The organism is uncultured Polaribacter sp., from assembly GCF_947503875.1.
Lineage (GTDB): Bacteria > Bacteroidota > Bacteroidia > Flavobacteriales > Flavobacteriaceae > Polaribacter.
The window spans coordinates 35,568-55,418 of record NZ_CANNFH010000010.1 but is presented as its reverse complement, the minus strand read 5'-3'; the positions used below and the strand labels follow the sequence as shown (position 1 = coordinate 55,418).

The following is a 19,851-nucleotide window of genomic DNA, read 5'->3' as shown; positions in this document are numbered from 1 at the left end:
CTCCTTTTTACTTACACAACCCTTTTGTGAAAAAACTTGCAAAGTTTTTTAAAATAAAGCGCAAAAGACTGTAAATGATAATATTATAAAATGAAAGTTTTTTGAAAGAATTGTAAGATTGTTTAACTACTTGAATTTACTCCTAAACAACAACTCTTATAAAGTGAATTTGATTGGGTTTCTATTTCATCTATACCTAGTAAATTTTTGTCTAAATAACTTTTTAACTACTCTTTTTGGAATAAATAATCTTCTTTTTTAACTAAAAAAACTCTAATGGTGTTTGTTTTATCTTCTATAAATGTATTTTACTCTTGTAAAAAAGCTTTTAATTTTGCGTGAAGTTTATTGCTTTTTGTTTTTCTATAATTCAAATTTAATTGAGTGTATATATATTAAGGTATAAGAATATGTGATACTATACTTTATAACGCTCTGTTTATATGTTACTTTTAAAACTATATAATAAGTTTAACTTGTCTTTTTTCTTATTAAATACTACTGTAGATTTTTGATATATACACTGGCTCTTTTAAGAAGGACTGCAGCCCGTGTTAAGGATTGAAGTGGAAATCCTTTTTATGACCAGTTGATATTGATATATGTCTTTTAGCAGCAAATATCTTTCTAAGAAGGAACAAAGGTTTCTACAAATTGATAATAAAAAGATTGCAACGTAAAGCCTGACCGCGCTTTTTTGCGTGGGAACACCCAAATACTTGTTCTAACTTTTCTTCTTCTTTTTCTTTTTCATTTTAGCGAACATGGCTTTGTACTCGTCTACATTTATTTGTGCTTTTTTTTGTGTGACGATTTCTAAAAAATCGAATTTAAGCTGAGATGCTTGCTTTTGTAAACGGCCATTTGTAAACGCAGTTTGTAGAATTTGCTCTATTAAATAGTCTTCGTTATTGTTTGCAGGATTGTACTCTGATTTTAAAGAGAGTTTAAATACGTTTGCTGTTGTGTTGTACCAAAAGGCTTTCCAACCGCTTCTTACATTTTTAATGTTTTCGAAGGCAGTTTTGCCTGTTTGCCTGTGAATTAATTTAATAAGCAGACGCCCCTCTGTAGTAGTCATCTTTTTGATTTGATCTGTAAATTCGCCTTCTACAAATTTTTGTATTTGTTTGGTGTATTTTCTCTTTTTTCTTTTCGATTTTATCTTATCTAAACTTGTATTTAAAGAATCTAATCTTTCTGATGCCAATTTTGCAAATGGATAGGCTTTGAAAACTTTACGTTTGAACCATAGGTAATAACGTATGTCTTCTTTTGCATTAAATTTAGGTTTTGGTAAGAGTGTAATTTCATTTAATTGAATTACCACTGAATCTCCTGGTTTTACAAAAATATAATCGTCTATATTTTTTGGTAACGAGTCTAATTCTCTTTCTTGGGAAAAAGTAAGTAAAGAAAAAAAGGTTATATATATGTATAGAATTTTTTTCAGTGAAAAGGTTTTGGATTATTGAGTTTTATCTATAAGTATGTACTTCAAACTAAATGCCAAAATTAATTTTAGTTTATTTTGTCTATAAAATCTTGTTCGGAAATTATTGAAATACCTAAATCTTGGGCTTTTGTTAGTTTTGATGGCCCCATATTATCTCCAGCAACTATAAAGTTTGTCTTTTTAGAGATTGATGAGCTTACTTTACCTCCATTATCTTCTATAGCTTTTTTAAGTTGGTTTCTAGACATTTGATGAAAAACACCAGATACTACAAAGACTTGCCCTGCTAACTTATTGGTTTGATTTTCTAAACTTTCTGCGGAAACTTCTAATTGTAAACCATAGGTTTTTAATCTTTCTATTAATTGCATGTTTCCTAAATCGTTAGAAAAATCTACAATACTTTGTGCGATTCTGTCTCCAATTTCATCTACATTAATTAATTCTTCTAAGGTTGCTGCCATTAAATTATCTATAGATTTAAAATGTTTTGCTAATTTTTTGGCTACAGTTTCTCCTACAAAACGAATTCCTAGAGCAAATAGTACTTTTTCGAACGGAATTTCTTTTGACTTTTCGATTCCAGAAATCATATTTTGAGCAGATTTTTCTGCCATACGTTCTAAAGGAATAATTTGTTCTACTTTTAAATCGTATAAATCTGCATAATTAGAAATTAGATTTTCTTTACGAAGTAAATCTACAGTTTCTCCACCCAAACCATCTATATCCATTGCTTTTCTAGAGATAAAATGCTGAATTCTACCTGTAATTTGTGGAGCACAACCAAATAAATTTGGGCAATAATGTTTTGCATCGCCTGTTGTTCTTACCAATTCTGTATTACATTCTGGGCAATTGGTTGCGTATTTTGTGGGTTTTGAATCTTCTGGACGTTTTGTAAAATCTACTCCAATAATTTTAGGAATAATTTCGCCTCCTTTTTCTACAAAAACAGTATCATTTTCTCTAATGTCTAATTTTTCTATTTGGTCTGCATTGTGCAAAGAGGCTCTTTTAACTGTGGTACCTGCTAATTGCACAGGTTCTAAATTTGCAACTGGCGTAATTGCACCTGTTCTACCAACTTGATATGTAATTTCATTTAAAACAGTAGAAACTTGTTCTGCTTTAAATTTATAAGCAATTGCCCATCTTGGGGCTTTTGCTGTGTAACCAAGTTCTTCTTGCTGTTGTAAATTGTTTACTTTAATTACAATTCCGTCTGTTTCGTATGGTAAATTGTGCCTTTCTGTATCCCAATAATTTACAAATTGATAAACTTCTTCTATTGATTTTGCTAATTTTATGGTTTCTGGAACCTTAAAACCTACATTTCTAGCAGTTTCTAAAATTTGGAAATGTGTTTTGTATTTGCGTTCTTCTGTAACTACTTGATACAACAAACAATCTAAAGGTCTTTTTGCAACCTCTGCACTGTCTTGTAATTTTAAACTTCCGCTTGCTGTATTTCTTGGATTTCTATATTCTTCTTCGCCATTTGCTACTCTTTCTATATTCATTTTATGAAAACCATCTATAGGTAAAATGATTTCTCCTCGCATTTGAAAATTTTGAACAAAATCTTGATGGATACTTAAAGGAATAGATTTTATTGTGCGAATATTATTGGTTACTTCATCTCCTTGAAAACCATCTCCTCTTGTAACTGCTTTTACAAATTGCCCGTTTTCGTAGGTTAAATTTATGGAAGCTCCATCGTATTTTAATTCGCAAGTAAATTCTAAATTAGATCTACCTAGGCCTTTTTCTATTCTTTTTTCCCAATCTAACAAATCTTCTTTAGAATAAGAATTGTCTAAAGAATACATTCTGTTTTTATGAACTACCGTATTAAAATTTTTGGTAATGGTACCTCCTACTCTTTGTGTGGGCGAATTGGCATCGAAAAAAATAGGATTTTCTTTTTCTAATTTTTCTAATTCCTTCAATTTAACATCAAACTCAAAATCTGTAATTGTAGCATTGTCTAACACATAATAGTTGTAATTATGTTTGTTTAACTCTTCTCTAAGTTGATGAATTTTCTCTTCTGCAGTCATAAATATATCGATAGAAAAACTTGTTTTTATTTTTTAATATTTGTATTTTAAATACTCATTCAAAAATGAAAAAATTAAAATGAAATACGCTGTAAAAATACATAAAATTTCTAACGTTGATGAGCTTGAAAATTCTTGGGATTTGGAAGATTATAAACAACTTTTAACTCTTTTTGAGTTGCCAAATACAGAAACTACAGACATACAAGAATTAAGAGAATTACTATTTATGGCAATTGCAGACAAAGACCCAAGTGAAGCTGCTAGAATTGTTTTAGATTACAAACTAGCTGACCAATTAAATGAAGGGCAAATAGACTCTCTTTCTTATGAAATGTTGGTTGATAAGATTTCTGAAGAATACCCAAAAATTGATTTGCATTGTGAATTGTTTAAGATAAATCAGCTTTTATACAAGGCTTTTAATGGAACTTTTCCGAATGCAAAGGCTACAATTGTAGATTTTGAAATTAAACCGTTGTTAAATTCTGATGCCAATATTACCAAAGAAATTGCTTTAAAATGTTTTGCGAAGAATTTAGATAGTCATAATATAATTATACGATTATTTGGCAAACAACTAAATGCAGAGGAAGCTTTTGAAGAAGCTAACGATATTATTTGGAGTTTAGAGTCTAAAAAAAATGGTTACCAATTAATTACTTCTGAATATTTTATGGCTAAAGCCGAATTTATACAGCCAGAATTTGAAGCAAAAATTGTGTTTTTTGATGAGGAGTGAAATATTAGTTTCTAAAAAGTAAATTAGCTTTTTTATGAGATTTCTCCCAAAAGGTCGAAATGATAATTTTAGATGCAAATTATGTTTTTATACTTCTTAATTAGGTGAAAATAATACTTTATTAGTAAGATTTTTATAAAAAAAATTCTTACTCTCTAACCGTTCCAGAAAAGTGATTTACTTTTGAATTGATAGGATTGCCAGAAGAACGTCTAAAAGTTGCAACTTGACCTGTGTGCCAAATAGCATCTGCAATTGGGCCATTTATTACATTAAAAAACGGAACGCTTACTGCACCATCTTTTATAACGGATAATTTTGCTAAATCTTCAGTTGCTTTTATGCTTTTGCTTATTGCTTCTATATTTAATAAGGTTTGTTTTCTTAATTCTGAAAACGTCATTTGGTCTTTTTCTTTTGCTTGTTTAAAATCGGTTTTTGTTAAGCGCAACATCATATTAGATAAATCGTATAAATGATTTATTGTAGATTGGCAATTTCTACCTTCTCCTGCTGGTTGATATTTTAAATCTTCTGCTCTTAAACCTTCTGTTGCCCAAAAATACCTAAACCCCAAACCATCTATCATTCTACCCACTGTATTTTGTGGTGTGTAACTTTCTTCCAATTTAGGAATTTCGTAATATGGTAATTTGTCTTGAGCATTCATAAAAGAAACAGTAAATATTAAAGCGAATAAAATAGTTTTCATAGTGGGTGTTTTAAAAACAAAGTTATTTTTTTTAAAGGAATATCGCATGTTTAAAAAACAATTAATCTAATAAACTTGTATTAGTTGGCAAACAAGTTTAGCCGCGATTGAAACGACATCCTTTTTATGCCTTTTAATTTTAAGACATTTATTTACTTCAAATATAAGGTTTTATATAAAAAAGAGTTTTGATTTAAGAAAATAGGCATAAAAAGATATAGTGGAAAGCGTGAAATAGCTTCAAAAAAATCTGAAAAAAACCCGAAACAAATTCTGAATCGGGTTTACACTTTCAATTTTTGTTGACTTAATTTACACAACGTGTGTTTTGAAATGTTTTTTTTTAAATAAGCTAGATTAGTTCAACTGGCAATTTTTAATGCGTTGCTTCTATTTCCAATTTAAGATCCCGCTAAAAAGCGGGATTAGTTCAACTGGCAATTTTTAATGCGTTGCTTTGCAACTTTTAAAAATTGAGTTTCACTAATAGTAAGTAAATCTTCTAACTTTGGCAATGTGTTTTGCCAAACGCATTACTTGATGAGAATAGCCATATTCATTATCATACCAAATGTAAATTACTATAGTTTCATTATTTACAATAGTGGCTTTACTATCGAAAATTGAAGGCGCTGTAGTTCCAATAATATCTGATGAAACTAACTCATTATCTAAAGAATATTTAATTTGTTCTACCAACTCTCCTTCTAATGCGTACTTTTTTACTATAGCATTTATACGTTCTGTAGTTACTTCTGTGCCTAATTGTAAGTTTAAAATTGCCAAAGATCCGTTTGGAACAGGCACTCTAATTGCATTAGAAGTTAATTTGCCTGCTAAACTTGGTATGGCTTTTGAAACTGCGGCACCTGCACCTGTTTCTGTAATTACCATATTTAATGCGGCAGCTCTACCTCTTCTGTATTTGCTATGCATATTGTCTACCAAATTCTGATCGTTAGTGTAGGCGTGAATAGTTTCTAAATGACCTTTTTTAATACCAAAATTGTCTTCTAAAACTTTAAGAATTGGTGTGATTGCATTGGTTGTACAAGATGCTGCTGAAAAAATATCTACTGTATCTGGATTGTATTTTTTGTGATTTACACCATGAACAATATTTGGGATACCTTTTCCTGGTGCTGTTAATAACACTTTTGATGCTCCTACTGCTTTTAAATGCCTACCTAAAGCTTTATTATCTCTAAAAGCACCTGTATTATCTATAACTAAAGCGTCTTTAATATCGTATTTTGTATAATCTATATCTTCTGGATTGTTTGCAGAAATCATATAAACTGTGGTGCCATTTATGCGTAAAGCCTTTTTTTCTATGTCTGTTTGCACGGTACCTAAAAAATTACCATGTACAGAATCTACAGCCAATAATGATGCCCTTTTTTCTAAAACGGTTTGGTTAATTTCTCCGCGAGTTACAATAGCTCTTAACCTTAATTGAGAACCTTTGCCCATTTTAGACATTAACTCTCTTGCTAATAAACGCCCAATTCTACCAAAACCATACAAAACCACATCTTTAGGTGTTATATTTTTAAATGTTGTGGCATCTTGTAATTTGTGTTTTACAAATTCTAATTTACCTGTATATTTTTTGGGATTTAAATAAAATTCATAAACCAATTTACCTATGTCTAATTTAGAGCATGGTAAATCTAATTTTTGAATTGCGGTTGCAATTTCTAAAGCATCGTCTATTGTAATTGGTTTGTTTACAAATTCTTTGACATAATCTATTAGGTTTAAAACTTCATTGGCCTGTTTATCTACTAAAGTATTTCTAAATAGCACCAATTCTATTGATTTGTCATACCACAAATTATTTACAACTTTTATAAACGCTACCGTTGTTTTTTTAGTTTTTGTGTGCAACGCAACTTGTTCTTCGTAATTTAAAATTTCTGCCATCTTTTACCACTTTTTTATTATTTCTATAATTTATTAAGAGTTTTTACAAAAGTATTTATTTTTATGACAATACGAAATGGATTTCGTTATTTTATATGAACAAAAAAAATCCTAATCTTACAATCAGGATTTTATAATTTATTAAGTAAATGCTTATCTATACGTATACCGTTCTTTTTCTCCTTTTGGATTTATCATTTCTAGAATAACGTCATAATTATTTAAACCAAGTTTATCTAGTAAAGTAGCCGTATATTTTGCGTTTTTTACAGGTACATTATTTATTTTGGTAATTGTATAGCCCATTAGCTCTTCTTCTGAACTTTTAAAAGTCTTGAAAATTTTTACTCCATTTTCTAGTTTTAACTTTTTAAGCTCTTCAGTTGTTAAGTCTTTTAGTTCCCATTTAAAAACAGAAGTTATGTGCCTTTCTGCTGGCTTAATAAACTTAGATAATTTTATTTTTTTCACCAATGTTTCTCCATCTCTATTAATGGTGACATCTACGTATTCACCAGGTCTTTTGGCTGTTAATTGTCCCTTTAAATCAGAAAATTTAGAAATTTTTACATTATTTATTTTCTTAATAATATCTCCTGCTTTTAAATCTACATTTTTAGCATTTTCAGTTTCTTCTGCAACACCTGCAACTTTTACACCACCTTCTTTAAAGTTAACGTCTACATTTATTCCTAAAATAGCTTGTTGTACTTTACCAAACTCTAAAATATCATCAATAATTTTTTTAGCAATGTTAGATGGTACTGCAAAAGAATAGCCAATAAAAGAGCCTGTTTTAGAGGAAATTGCAGTATTTATTCCTATTAATTCTCCTTTTGTATTTACCAATGCTCCTCCACTATTACCAGGATTTACTGCAGCATCTGTTTGTATAAAAGATTCTATATTTCTATTGCCTTCTAAATCTCTACCTTTTGCAGATACAATACCTGCTGTTACTGTAGATGTTAAGTTGTATGGATTACCTACAGCTAAAACCCACTCGCCTATTTTTACAGAATCTGAGTTTGCAAATGGTGTGTAAGGCAAATCTACATCTGCTTCTATTTTTAATAATGCAATATCATTAGAAGGATCTGTACCAATTAATTCTGCCGGATATTTTTTTTGATTATTTAAGGTGATTTCTATATCGCTTGCATCTTCAATAACATGATTATTGGTTACAATATAACCGTCTGCAGAAATTATAACTCCACTACCTGTGCCTTCTTGCTGGTATTTTCTACTTCCACTGCCACTGCCATAAAATAATTCTGCCCAAGGATTAGACTGTGTTCTTATTGCTGTGTTTTTTATGTGCACCACAGTATGTACCGTTTTTTCTGCGGCCATTGTAAAATCTGTAGTTGTTTCTATAGAGTTTACATGCTTGTAAGTAGGTACATAATTGGTATTTATTATTTGTGAAGAAGGATTTTGTACAACATTTTCTACCACAACTTGATCATTAAAAAGCAATTTATAGCCGCCTAAAGTAAGTGCTCCTCCTAAAATTGCCATTCCTAGAAAACTTAGTGCTTTTTTCATTTTATATTAATTTTTATCTACTCAAATATATAATTTTAACAGATTAAAAAAATCTGTTTAACTTGTTTTTAACGCATTTTAACCGCTTTTTAACACCTCTTTTTTAGCTCCTAAATACCTATATTTGTTGCATGAATTTGAAGTTTTATAAATACCAAGGAACGGGTAATGATTTTGTTATGATAGATAACAGAACAAAAAGCTTTCCAAAACAAAATACTGACATTATTGCACAATTATCTGACAGACATTTTGGTGTTGGTGCAGATGGAATTATTTTAATTGAAAATGACGATACGTTTGATTTTAAAATGATTTATTTTAATGCAGATGGAAGTGAAACTTTCTGTGGAAATGGTGGAAGATGTGCAGTAGCTTTTGCTAAACATTTACAAATTATAGAAACAAAAACAAATTTTATTGCTTTTGATGGCCCTCATTTTGCTGAAATTAAAGATGACATAATATCGCTAAAAATGATTGATGTTGACCAAATTGAAGTAAAAGAAAACTCAGTTTTTGCATATACAGGTACACAACATCATGTAGAAATAGTTGAAAATTTAAATGATTATCCCGTTTTTGAAAACGGAAAAAACATAAGATATTCTTACGAAAACCCTGGTAGTAATGTAAATTTTGCAGAGCAAATAGATGATAAAACATTTAGAGTAAGAACCTATGAAAAAGGTGTAGAAAACGAAACTTTAGCATGTGGCACAGGTGTTACTGCTGTTGCTATTGCCATGCACAAAACTGGTAAAACAAAAAGTAATCATATTGCTTTACCTGTAGAAGGTGGCAATTTAGCCGTTTCTTTTACAGAGAAAAACGGCATTTATACCAATGTATTTTTACAAGGACCTGCTACTTTTGTTTTTAAAGGTACCATTGAAATCTAAATAGTTTTAGTTCTTATATTTAATTATAGTTTACTTCTATTTGTGTTCTCCCTTTATGCAACCTAAAATCTTTATAACTATTATTTAAATCGAACTTTATAATGTTGGCCTGATCTTTAACATCAATTAAAAATTCGTTTTTAACCTTTACTGTTTTTACGTTTTTTCTTGCTTCAACTAAAAAACAAAGTACTTTAGCATGTTCTCTTTGAGATGTAATTGTTAAAACTTGAGGAGTTGTCTCTTTACCATCAAAATACCAACTTGTGGTTTTATTTAAGTACTTTTCTAAGTCTTGTTTTGTAACCTCAAGGCTATTTGCATCACCAAACTTTATATAATTTTCCTCATCAAATTCAATTTCTAGCAATAAAACGTGTCCTTTTTTAATAATATTAAACGTTGCTGAAACAGAATCGTGCGTTGGCTTTGTGCTACTAATAGTTAGCAAAACAATACATATAATAATTAGTACTCTCATTCTACAATTACTTTAATTGTTCCCAATAATTTGCCTTTTGTAACTATTCTAGCCAAATAAACTCCAGAAGATTTTATAGTATTGAATTGTAAAACTCCTGTACCTGTCTTTTTAGCAACTAATCTTCCGTCTAAAGAAAAAATTGCTACTTGATATTTTTCTATGGTAGTAGATATAATAGAAAAATCTCCTTTATTAGGGGTTGAACTTACATAATATCCTAATTCTTCTAAACTTAATTCTGTAGTACTTAAAGTAGCGCCACAACTTTCATCTACTGCTGTTGCAGGATTATTTGTTGCAAAAGGATTTATGTTTGCATTTGTATCATCACAATCAAAGGCACTTACAAAGCCATCAGCATCATTATCTACATCATTTAAATCACCTGCTCTACTTTCAAAACTAGCATTAAAATTCCCTTTCATACATCTAGAAATTTGAGGAAAACTTTGTGTTACCACATAATAATATTCAAAAGTTTCTTCACCTTGTGCAGTTGTTAAAGTTATAGAAGCTGCTATTCCATTACAATCGTCCAAATCTCCTTTTCCTGCAATGTATTCAAAATCGTTTGTGTATTTTCCAGAATATGGTCCACAAGGTGCAGCAATACCATCTCCTGGTCTTAAACCGCTTTTTAACTGAAAACTAGGCAACATTTCTTTGATGTTACCCTCTATATCTGGTCCAAATCTGTATACTATAGGAAAACCATCTGCTGCCCAACCTACTTGTAAAATATTTTCTGGAGGTGTGTTTGTTGTAGAAATTCCTGTTTGTAATTGTTCTACATATTCAAACATATTTCCATGATAATGGTAACCCGAGTTTGGATTAACATGAGCTGTAGCACAATCTAAACTTACAAAATCTCTACCTTCTCCAATATTTGTTGTAGGTTCAAAAACCCAATCCCAGTTGTATTGTCCAGTATTTTTATCTTCAAAAATAAAGGGAGTTGCAGGTGCTGGCATCATATAAACACCGTTTAAACTAATTCCAAAAAAGTTTAAAGGTCTGCCGTTTGTTCTAGTTAAATTTGTTGTAATACCAGACAATTTAGGTTTTAAATCAATTTTATAAAGTCTATAATAAGGTTCTGGAATTCTAGGTGATACATAAGAAAAATTATGATTAGGATAGTTGTTAGAATACACAACCCTTTCATTACCTTCTATAAATTCGTAATAAATACTAGGGCTTGTAGGTTCATCTGTACAAGCAATATTATCATAACTTAATACATCTGTTACTCCACAAGTATTGTTACAATCGTCTATTGTAGTTTCATTTCCATTTTTTACACCATCATTGCAAGACCAATCTGTTCTTATGGTTTGCGCCTCTTGTTTTAGCATTGTTTTTATGGTTTCTTGCTCGGTAGTTAAATTGCCTATTAAATTATTTTCTTCTTTAATATCCTCAACAATATTATAAAACTCTTCATTCCCATTTTCATTTTCTATCAATTTATAAGTCGCATTTCTAGTTGCCCAAGCTTCTACACCACCACTTTCATAATCTGAGTATAAAATTTGCCTTTTAATTTGATTTTGAGAAGTAAGTGTTGGCTTTAAACTTAAACTATTTTCTGTTCCTCCTAATAATTGTACACCTGCCAATTCTAAAATTGTAGCGTGTAAATCTGTTGCTTGTACTAAACTTGTTTCTACTTCATTTACTCTTGCCACAGATTTGCCAGAAATAATCATGGGTACTCTTATACCACCTTCATACAAAGAAGATTTTGCGTGACCATTTGGCCAATAGTTATTTGTTTTTCCTGGTATTCCATTATCACCAATAAAAATAACAACTGTATTTTCTAATGTTTGTTCATCCATACTATCTAGCAACCTTTTTATTTCGAAATCTAAATTTTCTACCATAGATAAATAGGTTGTTCTATTATTAGTAGGTTGTGTAGTATAAGTTCCAGCAGGTGGCGTTTGAAAAGGTGCATGTGGTGCAATATGAGACAGCCACAAAAACCAAGGTTTTGTTTGATTGCCTACCCAAGAAATGGCTCTATCTGTTAAATGAGTTGTAATATATTCGTTTACTTCTTCTTCTTTTTGTGCTGTATTTAATTTTGTCCAATTGTAATAGTCTGAAACTTGAGCAGTAAAAACACCCTCGAAATAAGAAACTCCAGAATTTACAGGATGATTAAAATTAGCACTTGAATTACCACCAATATGCCATTTACCAATTACAGCCATACTATAATCTGTTGTACTTTGTTCTTTTATTTTGGTGAATAAAGAGGTGTGACTAGGGTCTAAAATTAAAGGTGGTCTCATAACACCTGTTTTAATTCCGTATTTCCCACTCATAATTGCTGCACGAGTTGGAGAACATTGTGGTGTTGCCCAAGTGTTTGTAAAAGTTACTCCTTTTTCTCGAAAAGAATTTAAAGTTGGTGTTACTGGTAAATCTTGTTCTATACCAAATCCTGGTGTAGCATCTATGCCCAAATCATCTGCAATAATTAATAATATGTTTGGTGTTTGTTGTTGTGCAAAAATTGTTCCTGTAAAAAAAACGAAGAATAGTACTACTTTGTAAAGTCTCATGCTTGAATTTAAAATAAAAATTTAATTTTGGTAGTGATACAACTATAAGACTTCTATTTTTGTAAATAGTTTAACTATCAGCTTAAAATAATAAAAAAACTTACATATAATTGTTTACATTTAAATGATGACAAAAAATCTTTTAACCGGAAATAATGTAAAACTAAGAGCTTTAGAACCAGAAGATTTAGAGTTTCTGTACAAAATAGAAAACAACGAATCTTTTTGGGAAGTTAGCCATACACAAACTCCTTTTTCTAAATATATTTTAAAACAATATTTAGAAAATGCGCATTTAGATATTTTTGAAGCCAAACAATTGCGTTTGTTAATTGAAGAAAAATCGACAGGAAAACAAATAGGCATGATTGATTTATTTGATTTTAATCCACAACACAAAAGAGCAGGTGTTGGTATTTTAATCCATCCTGATTATCAACAAAAAGGTTTTGCCTTAGAATCTTTATCAGTATTAATTACATATTGTTTTTCTCATTTAAACCTTCATCAATTGTATGCAAATATTACAGTTGATAATGAAAAAAGTATTGCTTTATTTCAAAAAAACAACTTTAAAAAAGTAGGTGTTAAAAAAGATTGGATTTTTTACAACGGAAAATTTAAAGACGAATTATTATTTCAATTGATAAACGCGTAACTTTACCCCATTAAAATTTTTAAAATTGAAGAAAAAAACTTTATTAATTCTGGCCTTTTTTTTAATTCTTGGTGCAGTTTTGGCAAACAATTACTACCAAAAGATTTTTGGAACAGCAATTACCAAAGAACATGTTTTGTATGTTACCAAAAATAGTAGTTTAGTATCTATTAAAGAAGAACTAAAAGATTACTCTAAAAACCCTAATACCTTTCTTTGGGTAGCTGCTAGAAAAGATTTTACAAATCCAAAACCAGGTAGATACATTTTAAAAGAAGGTACATCTAATAATGATTTGGTAAACATGCTAAGAAGTGGCAATCAAACTCCACTAAAAATAGCTTTTAATAATCAAGATACATTAGAAAAGTTTGCGGGTAGATTATCTACCCAAATTGCGGCAGATTCTGCTGCTTTGCTCCAAAGTTTTACTAATGAAGCATTTTTAAAGAAGCATAATTTTACTAAAAAATCTGTTTTACAAATGTTTATTCCTAATACCTATGAAGTATATTGGACAATAACACCAGACAAATTTAGAAGTAAAATGCTTGCCTTTTACAACCAATTCTGGACTAAAAACAGACTTCAAAAGGCAAAAAACTTAAATTTATCTAAGGAAGAAGTAATAACCTTAGCCTCTATTGTACAAAAAGAAACCGCACAAAATAGTGAAAGACCAATTGTTGCTGGGTTGTATTTAAACCGATTAAAAAGAGGTATTCCTTTACAGGCAGATCCCACAATAATTTATTGTGTAAAAGAACAAAAAGGACAAGATTATGTTGTAAAGCGAGTTTTAACAGCAGATTTGGCTATAAAATCTCCTTATAATACTTACAAAAACAGAGGTTTACCTCCTACTTTAATTTCTATGCCAGACATCTCTGCAATAGACGGTGTTTTAAACGCACAAAAACACAATTATATTTACATGTGTGCAAGTGTAGAAAAAATAGGATATCATGCTTTTGCAAGAACACTTGCCCAACACAATAGAAATGCAGCAAAATATCATAATTGGCTAAATAAACAACATATTAATAGGTAAGTTTGGTTGGTGGTTGTTGGTTTGTGGTTAATGGTTGATGGTTGATGGTTGATAGTTTCATTAAAAAAGTACTTTTTCACAACTTTTGAGAACAAAAAGAATTTTAAAAATTTTGATGCACTTAAGTTATCATAAAAAAATAATATTTTTTACTTTCTTCTTAATGTCTTTAACTTTTTACGGACAAACCAAATCTTTCTGGAAAAAATCAGACACACTAAACAAAAAGAGACGTAATACTGTTATTGGTATTCAAGGTGGATTAACAGCTGGTACTTTAGTGGCTTTACATCAATTGTGGTATAAAGATTTTCCTCAATCGTCTTTTCATTTTATAAATGATAATAAAGATTGGCTTCAAATGGATAAATTTGGCCATGTTATGACTTCTTATTATTTAGGAAAAATGGGAATGGATGTTTTAAATTGGTCTGGCGTTTCTAAAAAAAATCAATTAATTTATGGTGCAACTTATGGATTTGCATTTTTAACTGCTGTTGAAGTTTTAGATGGCTTCTCTAAAGAATGGGGAGCTTCATTTGGAGACATTTTGGCGAATGCAGCTGGAACAGGTTTACTTGTTGGACAAGAATTATTGTGGAATGAACAAAGGATTATAATGAAATATTCTTTTCATCAAACAAAGTATGCACAAGAAAGACCAAATTCGTTGGGTAAAAATTATTTGGAACAAAGTTTAAAAGATTATAATGGACAAACCTATTGGCTTTCTGCAAACATTTGGTCTTTTGCTAAAGACAGTAATTTTCCTAAATGGTTAAATATTGCTTTGGGTTATGGTGCAGAAGGTATGTTGTATAGTAGAACTAGAGCTGCTAACAATTTAGCCCAAAACCCTTACAGACAATTTTACTTGAGTTTAGATATTGACTTAACTAAAATAAAAACAGAATCAAAATTTCTTAAATCTGTGTTTTCTGTTGTGAATTTTATAAAGTTACCTGCACCTGCCTTAGAAATAAGTACCAAAAATGGTATAAAATTTCATTATTTACATTTTTAAAAAAAAATTACACACTACTAATCAATTCGATTAGCATTGTGTTGTATATTTGCACCCGCTTAACAGAAAGATAAAATTTTATCAAAAATAAGTTAGTAATATTAGGTATCGGTTTTCTTTTTATAAATGCAACTGCAAAAGTTGAACACAAAGAAAGAAAATCGAAATTAGGAAAGACTATAGTTTCAAAATTCCCTCAAAAAATAGATCATAGCATTCTATTTCTTAAAAGAGACTTTACTGCCTTTAAACAAGCAGTTGCTTTTAAAGAGTCTCAAGGAAAATACAGAGTTGTAAACACGCTTGGTTACTTAGGCAAATACCAGTTTGGAAAAACCACTTTACAACGTTTTAAAATTTACGATACGCATAATTTCTTAAGAAACCCAGAATTGCAGGAAAAAGCTTTTATTGCTTTATGCAAAGTAAATAAGTTTATTTTAAGAAAAGATATTAAACGCTCTGTGGGTAAGACTATCAATGGTATTAAAATTACCGAATCTGGTATTTTAGCGGCTGCACATTTAGGTGGTGCAGGAAATGTAAAAAAGTTTTTACGTAGCAATGGTAGCCAATGTTTTTCTGATGCTTATGGAACTAGCCTTAGTTCTTACTTAAAAAAGTTTAGTAATTACAATGTAGATAATATCGTAGCAAACAAAAAAGCAAAAGTATAATTTGTAAATATTAGAAGATAGCTAATTATTGCTATTTTAAGTAAAACTATTCTTTTTGAATAATAAAAATAGCAGGTTTTTTATGTAAATCTGGTTTTTGTTTTTTCCACTCTTGTACCGTAAGTGTCTTTATAAATTCTGTTGGCAACGTAATATCTGCAGCAATACATATATTAGTTGTAGGCGCTAAGGTTGCTTTTAAGTCTGCAAACATTTTCTCATTTCTATATGGAGTTTCTATAAAAATTTGAGATTGATTTTTATCTTTAGACAGCTTTTCCAAATCTTTAATAGCTCTTTTTCTTTCGGATTTATCTATGGGTAAATACCCATTAAACGCAAAATTTTGTCCGTTAAAACCAGAACTCATCATTGCCATTAATATAGAACTTGGACCAACTAAAGGTACAACTTGTATATTATTTTCGTGCGCCAACTTTACAATACTAGCTCCAGGATCTGCAATTGCAGGCACTCCAGCTTCAGATAATAAACCAACATTAATTCCCTCTTTACAAACATCTAAATATCTTCTTGTTTCTAACTCTTCTGCATATTTATCTAAAGACATTAATTGCAATGCTGGCTGCGATTTTTTTGGAGAAATTTTTTTAATAAACCTTCTTGCCGATTTTTCGTTTTCTACAATATAATAATCTATTTGTTCTACTACTTTTTTTACAGAAATTGGCATTACCTCTAAAGGTTCTGTTTCTCCTAATGTTGTGGGTATTAAATAAAGTTTACCAATCATATTTATTGTTTAAGGCAATTATTATAAAACTAAGAGTTTTTTTATAAGATTTAAAGAGAATCAATTATAAATAAAAAGGTTTTCTAACATTATAAACGTTGTGCAATAATTTCGCAAGCATCATCTAACATTCTGTACACATTTTCAAAACCTGTATCTCCACCATAATAAGGGTCTGGAACCTCGTAATTTTTATCTGGCTTAGCCTCATTTAAAATCATTTTTACTTTAGCCAATTCTTCATCATTACTAGATAACGCAATTATATTTTGATAATTATTCTTATCCATGGCATAAATTACATCAAAGTGTTTGAAATCATCAAAACTAAATTTTCTTGCTTTTTGATTGGTAATATCTATATCATATTTTTTAGCTACAGCTATAGAGCGTTCATCTGGTTTATTACCAACGTGATAAGCAGCTGTTCCTGCAGAATCTACAAATACTTCTTTTTTATTTACCTTAGACTTTAAAATACCTTCTGCCAAAGGAGATCTACAAATATTACCCAAACAAACCATAAGTACCTTTTTCATAGTTGTAAAATTTTAAATTAATTGAAATAAAAAATGAACTTTATAAACGTTTAATGGCTTACAAAATTCATTATAAAATTTAAAAAGTGAGTAATTTAAAACGTTAGCTTTTTAGTTAAGTCTTCTACATACTTTTTAAATTGCTTATCTGTTTCTGTTAAATTATCTACGGTTTTACAAGCATGTAAAACAGTGGCGTGGTCTCTTTGCCCTATTTGATTACCAATACTTGCCAAAGAAGTTTTGGTTAATCTTTTAGCAAAAAACATAGCCAATTGCCTAGCCTGTACAATGTGTCTTTTTCTAGTTTTAGATTGCAGTGTAGCTACATCCATATCAAAATATTTAGAAACTTCTTTCTGAATAAAATCTATAGATACTTCCTTTTTTGTGTTTTTTACAAACTTATCTACAATCTGTTTTGCTAATTCTAACGTAAATTCTTTTCTGTTAAACGAAGCCTGAGCAATCATAGAAATTATAACACCTTCTAATTCTCTAACATTAGATTTTATATTTTTTGCAATATACTCAACAATGTCTTCTTGCATTTCTACACCATCTCTATATAACTTATTCTGTAAAATAGAGATTCTGGTTTCGTAATCTGGTGCTTGTAATTCTGCAGATAAACCCCATTTAAAACGAGACAACAAACGTTGTTCAATATCTTGCATGTCTACAGGCGCTTTGTCTGAAGTTAAAATAACTTGCTTTCCATTTTGATGCAAATGATTAAATATATGGAAAAATACATCTTGTGTTCCAGATTTTCCAGATAAGAACTGCACATCATCAATTATTAACACATCTATCATTTGATAAAAGTGAATAAAATCGTTTCTTGTGTTGGATTTTACAGAATCTATAAACTGTTGTGTAAATTTTTCTGAAGAGATATATAAAACCGTTTTATCGGGATATTTATCTTTAATATCTACACCAATTGCGTGTGCCAAATGCGTTTTACCTAATCCTACTCCACCATATATTAATAAGGGATTAAAAGAAGTTCCTCCTGGTTTATTTGCAACTGCCATACTTGCAGAACGCGCCAAACGGTTAGAATCTCCTTCAATAAAATTCTTGAAATTATAATTGGGGTTTAATTGCGATTCTATTTTTACTTTTTGCAAACCTGGAATAACAAAAGGGTTTCTTAATTCTCTTTTATTAGACTCTAAAGGCATTGATACTTTCTGAGATTTTAATGGATCTCTGTTAGCACTTGGTATTTTAACTGTCTGTGGCCTATTGCTACTATAGTTATTTTCCATTCTAACATCATAAACCAATTTTGCATCATTACCCAACTGTCTTACCAATGCAACTCTTAATAATTTAATATAATGCTCTTCTAACCACTCATAAAAAAATTTACTCGGTACTTGTATTGTTAATGCGTCTCCTGATAATTTAACGGGTTTTATGGGTTCAAACCAAGTTTTATAAGCCTGTGGCTTAATATTGTCTTTTATAAAAGACAAACATTGATTCCAAACTGAGTCAGCAGTTAAAGTCATTTATTGATTATAGAAATTAAATATTAAAAAATAAAATTAGAAAGTGCAAAACGCACCCATTTTAGGGAAGTACAAAAGTGTGAATAAAAAACAGTATAAAAAAATTAAATTACTATTGGTTATTAATTATTTTTTACGTAAACTAACGCCATAATTTTTCTTTATTCTAAATGAAAAAATCATCAACAAAAACAAGAATCAGATATTCTGAAACAGATCAAATGGGTGTTGTTTATCATGGTAATTACGCGCAATTTTTTGAAATGGGCAGAACAGAATGGATGCGTTCTTTAGGAGTTACTTATAAAAGCATGGAAGATAGTGGCACAATGTTACCTGTTATTTCTTTGTCTTGTAAATTTATAAAATCTGCTTTGTATGATGATGAGTTAACCATAACTACCATGCTTAAAAAAAAACCTATGGTTAAAATTGAATTTGATTATGAGATAATCAATCAAAAGGGTGAATTAATTTGCACTGGAAATTCTGTTTTGGCTTTTATGAATTCTAAAACAATGAAACCTACACGTTGCCCCAGTTACCTTTTAGAAGGTTTAGGGTTTTAAATCGCTTTAATTGCAACTTTATACAAATTATTAAAAATAGCAAAAATTTCCTCCGCGTCTTTTTTTCGAATAGCAAGCGTATATTGGCAATTTAAGTCTAATTTTTGTTGAACAATTCTTAACTTCTTTTCTTTTACAATGCGCTGCACTTTATTCATCATATCATAATTAAAGGTTAATAAATAATGTACATCTATTGTTTTTTCTTTAATTTCTGATGCTTCTAAAGTAAGTTGTGCAGAAGTTTTGTATGCAGATATTAAACCACCAACACCAAGTTTAGTACCTCCAAAATAACGAACAGAAACCACTAAAATATTGGTAACTCCAAAAGCTTGCAATTGGCCATAAATTGGCATTCCAGCAGAATTACTAGGTTCACCATCATCATTTGCTCTAAAGCGAATTTCTTCTGTACCTAATTGCCAAGCATAGCAGTAATGTCTTGCAGATGGGTGTAGTTTTTGTAAACTTTCTAAGGCTTTTTTTATTTCTTCTTCGGAAGTTACTGGAAAAGCATACCCAAAAAACTTACTACTTTTCTCTTTAAAAAGTGTTTCTTTTGATGGTTTGTCTATAGTTTTATAAATATCCTCCATTAAATATACTTATTCCCTTTTGTCTTTCAAACATTTCCCAAAAGG

The 19,851-nt window shown here is 29.9% G+C and carries 18 protein-coding genes; 7 read left to right on the top strand and 11 right to left on the bottom strand.

The window, feature by feature from the left end; genetic code table 11:
* Nucleotides 1–724 precede the first annotated feature (724 nt).
* Entirely contained in the window at nucleotides 725–1,330 is a 606-nt protein-coding gene (locus Q0684_RS13460; RefSeq protein WP_366140217.1) for a DUF4294 domain-containing protein, read from the bottom strand.
* A 191-nt stretch (nucleotides 1,331–1,521) separates the two neighbouring features.
* The gene (gene ligA / locus Q0684_RS13455) at nucleotides 1,522–3,519 is read right to left on the bottom strand and encodes an NAD-dependent DNA ligase LigA (protein ID WP_299017874.1); all 1,998 of its coding nucleotides are present in this window, start codon (nucleotides 3,517–3,519) and stop codon (nucleotides 1,522–1,524) included.
* 79 nt (nucleotides 3,520–3,598) lie between these two features.
* Between ligA and Q0684_RS13450 the strand changes: the two genes are divergently transcribed.
* Nucleotides 3,599–4,261 carry a hypothetical protein gene (locus Q0684_RS13450; protein ID WP_299017870.1) on the top strand — a complete coding sequence of 221 codons (663 nt, stop codon included), beginning with the start codon at nucleotides 3,599–3,601 and terminating at the stop codon, nucleotides 4,259–4,261.
* Nucleotides 4,262–4,409: 148 nt separating this feature from the next.
* Here Q0684_RS13450 and Q0684_RS13445 read toward each other — a convergent pair whose 3' ends face one another.
* The 3 genes from Q0684_RS13445 to Q0684_RS13435 all read right to left on the bottom strand — a co-directional run bounded on the left by Q0684_RS13445 (nucleotide 4,410) and on the right by Q0684_RS13435 (nucleotide 8,450).
* Complete coding sequence (locus Q0684_RS13445) at nucleotides 4,410–4,973, bottom strand: hypothetical protein (protein ID WP_299017867.1); 564 nt, start codon at nucleotides 4,971–4,973, stop codon at nucleotides 4,410–4,412.
* A 483-nt stretch (nucleotides 4,974–5,456) separates the two neighbouring features.
* A complete protein-coding gene (locus Q0684_RS13440; protein ID WP_299017864.1) occupies nucleotides 5,457–6,899 on the bottom strand; it encodes a glyceraldehyde-3-phosphate dehydrogenase in 1,443 nt (480 codons plus the stop codon).
* Nucleotides 6,900–7,052: 153 nt separating this feature from the next.
* Nucleotides 7,053–8,450, bottom strand: coding sequence for a trypsin-like peptidase domain-containing protein (locus tag Q0684_RS13435; protein WP_299017858.1), 1,398 nt, complete (start codon nucleotides 8,448–8,450; stop codon nucleotides 7,053–7,055).
* Between the two features lie 131 nt (nucleotides 8,451–8,581).
* On the opposite strand from Q0684_RS13435, the gene dapF reads away from it, so the two are divergent.
* Nucleotides 8,582–9,352, top strand: a complete 771-nt coding sequence (dapF, locus tag Q0684_RS13430; protein WP_299017855.1) for a diaminopimelate epimerase — start codon at nucleotides 8,582–8,584, stop codon at nucleotides 9,350–9,352.
* Nucleotides 9,353–9,371: 19 nt separating this feature from the next.
* Here dapF and Q0684_RS13425 read toward each other — a convergent pair whose 3' ends face one another.
* Together Q0684_RS13425 and Q0684_RS13420 are read right to left on the bottom strand one after the other, a co-directional pair.
* Nucleotides 9,372–9,833, bottom strand: coding sequence for a DUF6702 family protein (locus tag Q0684_RS13425; RefSeq protein ID WP_299017852.1), 462 nt, complete (start codon nucleotides 9,831–9,833; stop codon nucleotides 9,372–9,374).
* The gene (locus tag Q0684_RS13420; protein ID WP_299017849.1) at nucleotides 9,830–12,412 is read right to left on the bottom strand and encodes a sulfatase-like hydrolase/transferase; all 2,583 of its coding nucleotides are present in this window, start codon (nucleotides 12,410–12,412) and stop codon (nucleotides 9,830–9,832) included. The genes Q0684_RS13425 and Q0684_RS13420 overlap by 4 nt, the downstream gene beginning before the upstream one ends.
* Nucleotides 12,413–12,536: 124 nt before the next feature.
* Here Q0684_RS13420 and Q0684_RS13415 point away from each other — a divergent pair, with 124 nt between their 5' ends.
* From Q0684_RS13415 to Q0684_RS13400, 4 genes are all read left to right on the top strand, one after another.
* Entirely contained in the window at nucleotides 12,537–13,070 is a 534-nt protein-coding gene (locus tag Q0684_RS13415; protein ID WP_299017847.1) for a GNAT family protein, read from the top strand.
* A 25-nt stretch (nucleotides 13,071–13,095) separates the two neighbouring features.
* On the top strand, nucleotides 13,096–14,121 hold the full coding sequence (gene mltG / locus Q0684_RS13410) for an endolytic transglycosylase MltG (RefSeq protein WP_299017844.1): 1,026 nt from the start codon (nucleotides 13,096–13,098) through the stop codon (nucleotides 14,119–14,121).
* Nucleotides 14,122–14,284: 163 nt separating this feature from the next.
* Complete coding sequence (locus Q0684_RS13405) at nucleotides 14,285–15,145, top strand: DUF2279 domain-containing protein (protein ID WP_299017841.1); 861 nt, start codon at nucleotides 14,285–14,287, stop codon at nucleotides 15,143–15,145.
* Between the two features lie 80 nt (nucleotides 15,146–15,225).
* Nucleotides 15,226–15,822 carry a peptidoglycan-binding protein LysM gene (locus Q0684_RS13400; protein WP_299017878.1) on the top strand — a complete coding sequence of 199 codons (597 nt, stop codon included), beginning with the start codon at nucleotides 15,226–15,228 and terminating at the stop codon, nucleotides 15,820–15,822.
* Between the two features lie 46 nt (nucleotides 15,823–15,868).
* On the opposite strand, the gene Q0684_RS13395 is transcribed toward Q0684_RS13400, so the two are convergent.
* The 3 genes from Q0684_RS13395 to dnaA form a co-directional block, all read right to left on the bottom strand.
* The gene (locus tag Q0684_RS13395; protein ID WP_299017838.1) at nucleotides 15,869–16,576 is read right to left on the bottom strand and encodes an SAM-dependent methyltransferase; all 708 of its coding nucleotides are present in this window, start codon (nucleotides 16,574–16,576) and stop codon (nucleotides 15,869–15,871) included.
* An 89-nt stretch (nucleotides 16,577–16,665) separates the two neighbouring features.
* Nucleotides 16,666–17,115 carry a low molecular weight protein-tyrosine-phosphatase gene (locus tag Q0684_RS13390; RefSeq protein ID WP_299017835.1) on the bottom strand — a complete coding sequence of 150 codons (450 nt, stop codon included), beginning with the start codon at nucleotides 17,113–17,115 and terminating at the stop codon, nucleotides 16,666–16,668.
* A 95-nt stretch (nucleotides 17,116–17,210) separates the two neighbouring features.
* The gene (gene dnaA / locus Q0684_RS13385) at nucleotides 17,211–18,638 is read right to left on the bottom strand and encodes a chromosomal replication initiator protein DnaA (RefSeq protein WP_299017832.1); all 1,428 of its coding nucleotides are present in this window, start codon (nucleotides 18,636–18,638) and stop codon (nucleotides 17,211–17,213) included.
* A 170-nt stretch (nucleotides 18,639–18,808) separates the two neighbouring features.
* Between dnaA and Q0684_RS13380 the strand changes: the two genes are divergently transcribed.
* A complete protein-coding gene (locus Q0684_RS13380; protein ID WP_299017829.1) occupies nucleotides 18,809–19,207 on the top strand; it encodes a thioesterase family protein in 399 nt (132 codons plus the stop codon).
* Here the strand turns inward: Q0684_RS13380 and Q0684_RS13375 are convergent.
* On the bottom strand, nucleotides 19,204–19,806 hold the full coding sequence (locus Q0684_RS13375) for a YigZ family protein (protein WP_299017827.1): 603 nt from the start codon (nucleotides 19,804–19,806) through the stop codon (nucleotides 19,204–19,206). The genes Q0684_RS13380 and Q0684_RS13375 overlap by 4 nt on opposite strands.
* Between the last annotated feature and the right edge of the window lie 45 nt (nucleotides 19,807–19,851).

Coding starts and splice junctions, on each gene's coding strand:
- Q0684_RS13380 (WP_299017829.1), top strand. CDS start 18,809: ATGAAAAAATCATCAACAAAAACAAGAATCAGATATTCTGAAACAGAT.
- Q0684_RS13415 (WP_299017847.1), top strand. CDS start 12,537: ATGATGACAAAAAATCTTTTAACCGGAAATAATGTAAAACTAAGAGCT.
- Q0684_RS13390 (WP_299017835.1), bottom strand. CDS start 17,115: ATGAAAAAGGTACTTATGGTTTGTTTGGGTAATATTTGTAGATCTCCT.
- Q0684_RS13375 (WP_299017827.1), bottom strand. CDS start 19,806: ATGGAGGATATTTATAAAACTATAGACAAACCATCAAAAGAAACACTT.
- ligA (WP_299017874.1), bottom strand. CDS start 3,519: ATGACTGCAGAAGAGAAAATTCATCAACTTAGAGAAGAGTTAAACAAA.
- Q0684_RS13420 (WP_299017849.1), bottom strand. CDS start 12,412: ATGAGACTTTACAAAGTAGTACTATTCTTCGTTTTTTTTACAGGAACA.
- Q0684_RS13425 (WP_299017852.1), bottom strand. CDS start 9,833: ATGAGAGTACTAATTATTATATGTATTGTTTTGCTAACTATTAGTAGC.
- dnaA (WP_299017832.1), bottom strand. CDS start 18,638: ATGACTTTAACTGCTGACTCAGTTTGGAATCAATGTTTGTCTTTTATA.
- Q0684_RS13440 (WP_299017864.1), bottom strand. CDS start 6,899: ATGGCAGAAATTTTAAATTACGAAGAACAAGTTGCGTTGCACACAAAA.
- Q0684_RS13450 (WP_299017870.1), top strand. CDS start 3,599: ATGAAATACGCTGTAAAAATACATAAAATTTCTAACGTTGATGAGCTT.
- Q0684_RS13435 (WP_299017858.1), bottom strand. CDS start 8,450: ATGAAAAAAGCACTAAGTTTTCTAGGAATGGCAATTTTAGGAGGAGCA.
- Q0684_RS13445 (WP_299017867.1), bottom strand. CDS start 4,973: ATGAAAACTATTTTATTCGCTTTAATATTTACTGTTTCTTTTATGAAT.
- Q0684_RS13395 (WP_299017838.1), bottom strand. CDS start 16,576: ATGATTGGTAAACTTTATTTAATACCCACAACATTAGGAGAAACAGAA.
- Q0684_RS13405 (WP_299017841.1), top strand. CDS start 14,285: ATGTCTTTAACTTTTTACGGACAAACCAAATCTTTCTGGAAAAAATCA.
- dapF (WP_299017855.1), top strand. CDS start 8,582: ATGAATTTGAAGTTTTATAAATACCAAGGAACGGGTAATGATTTTGTT.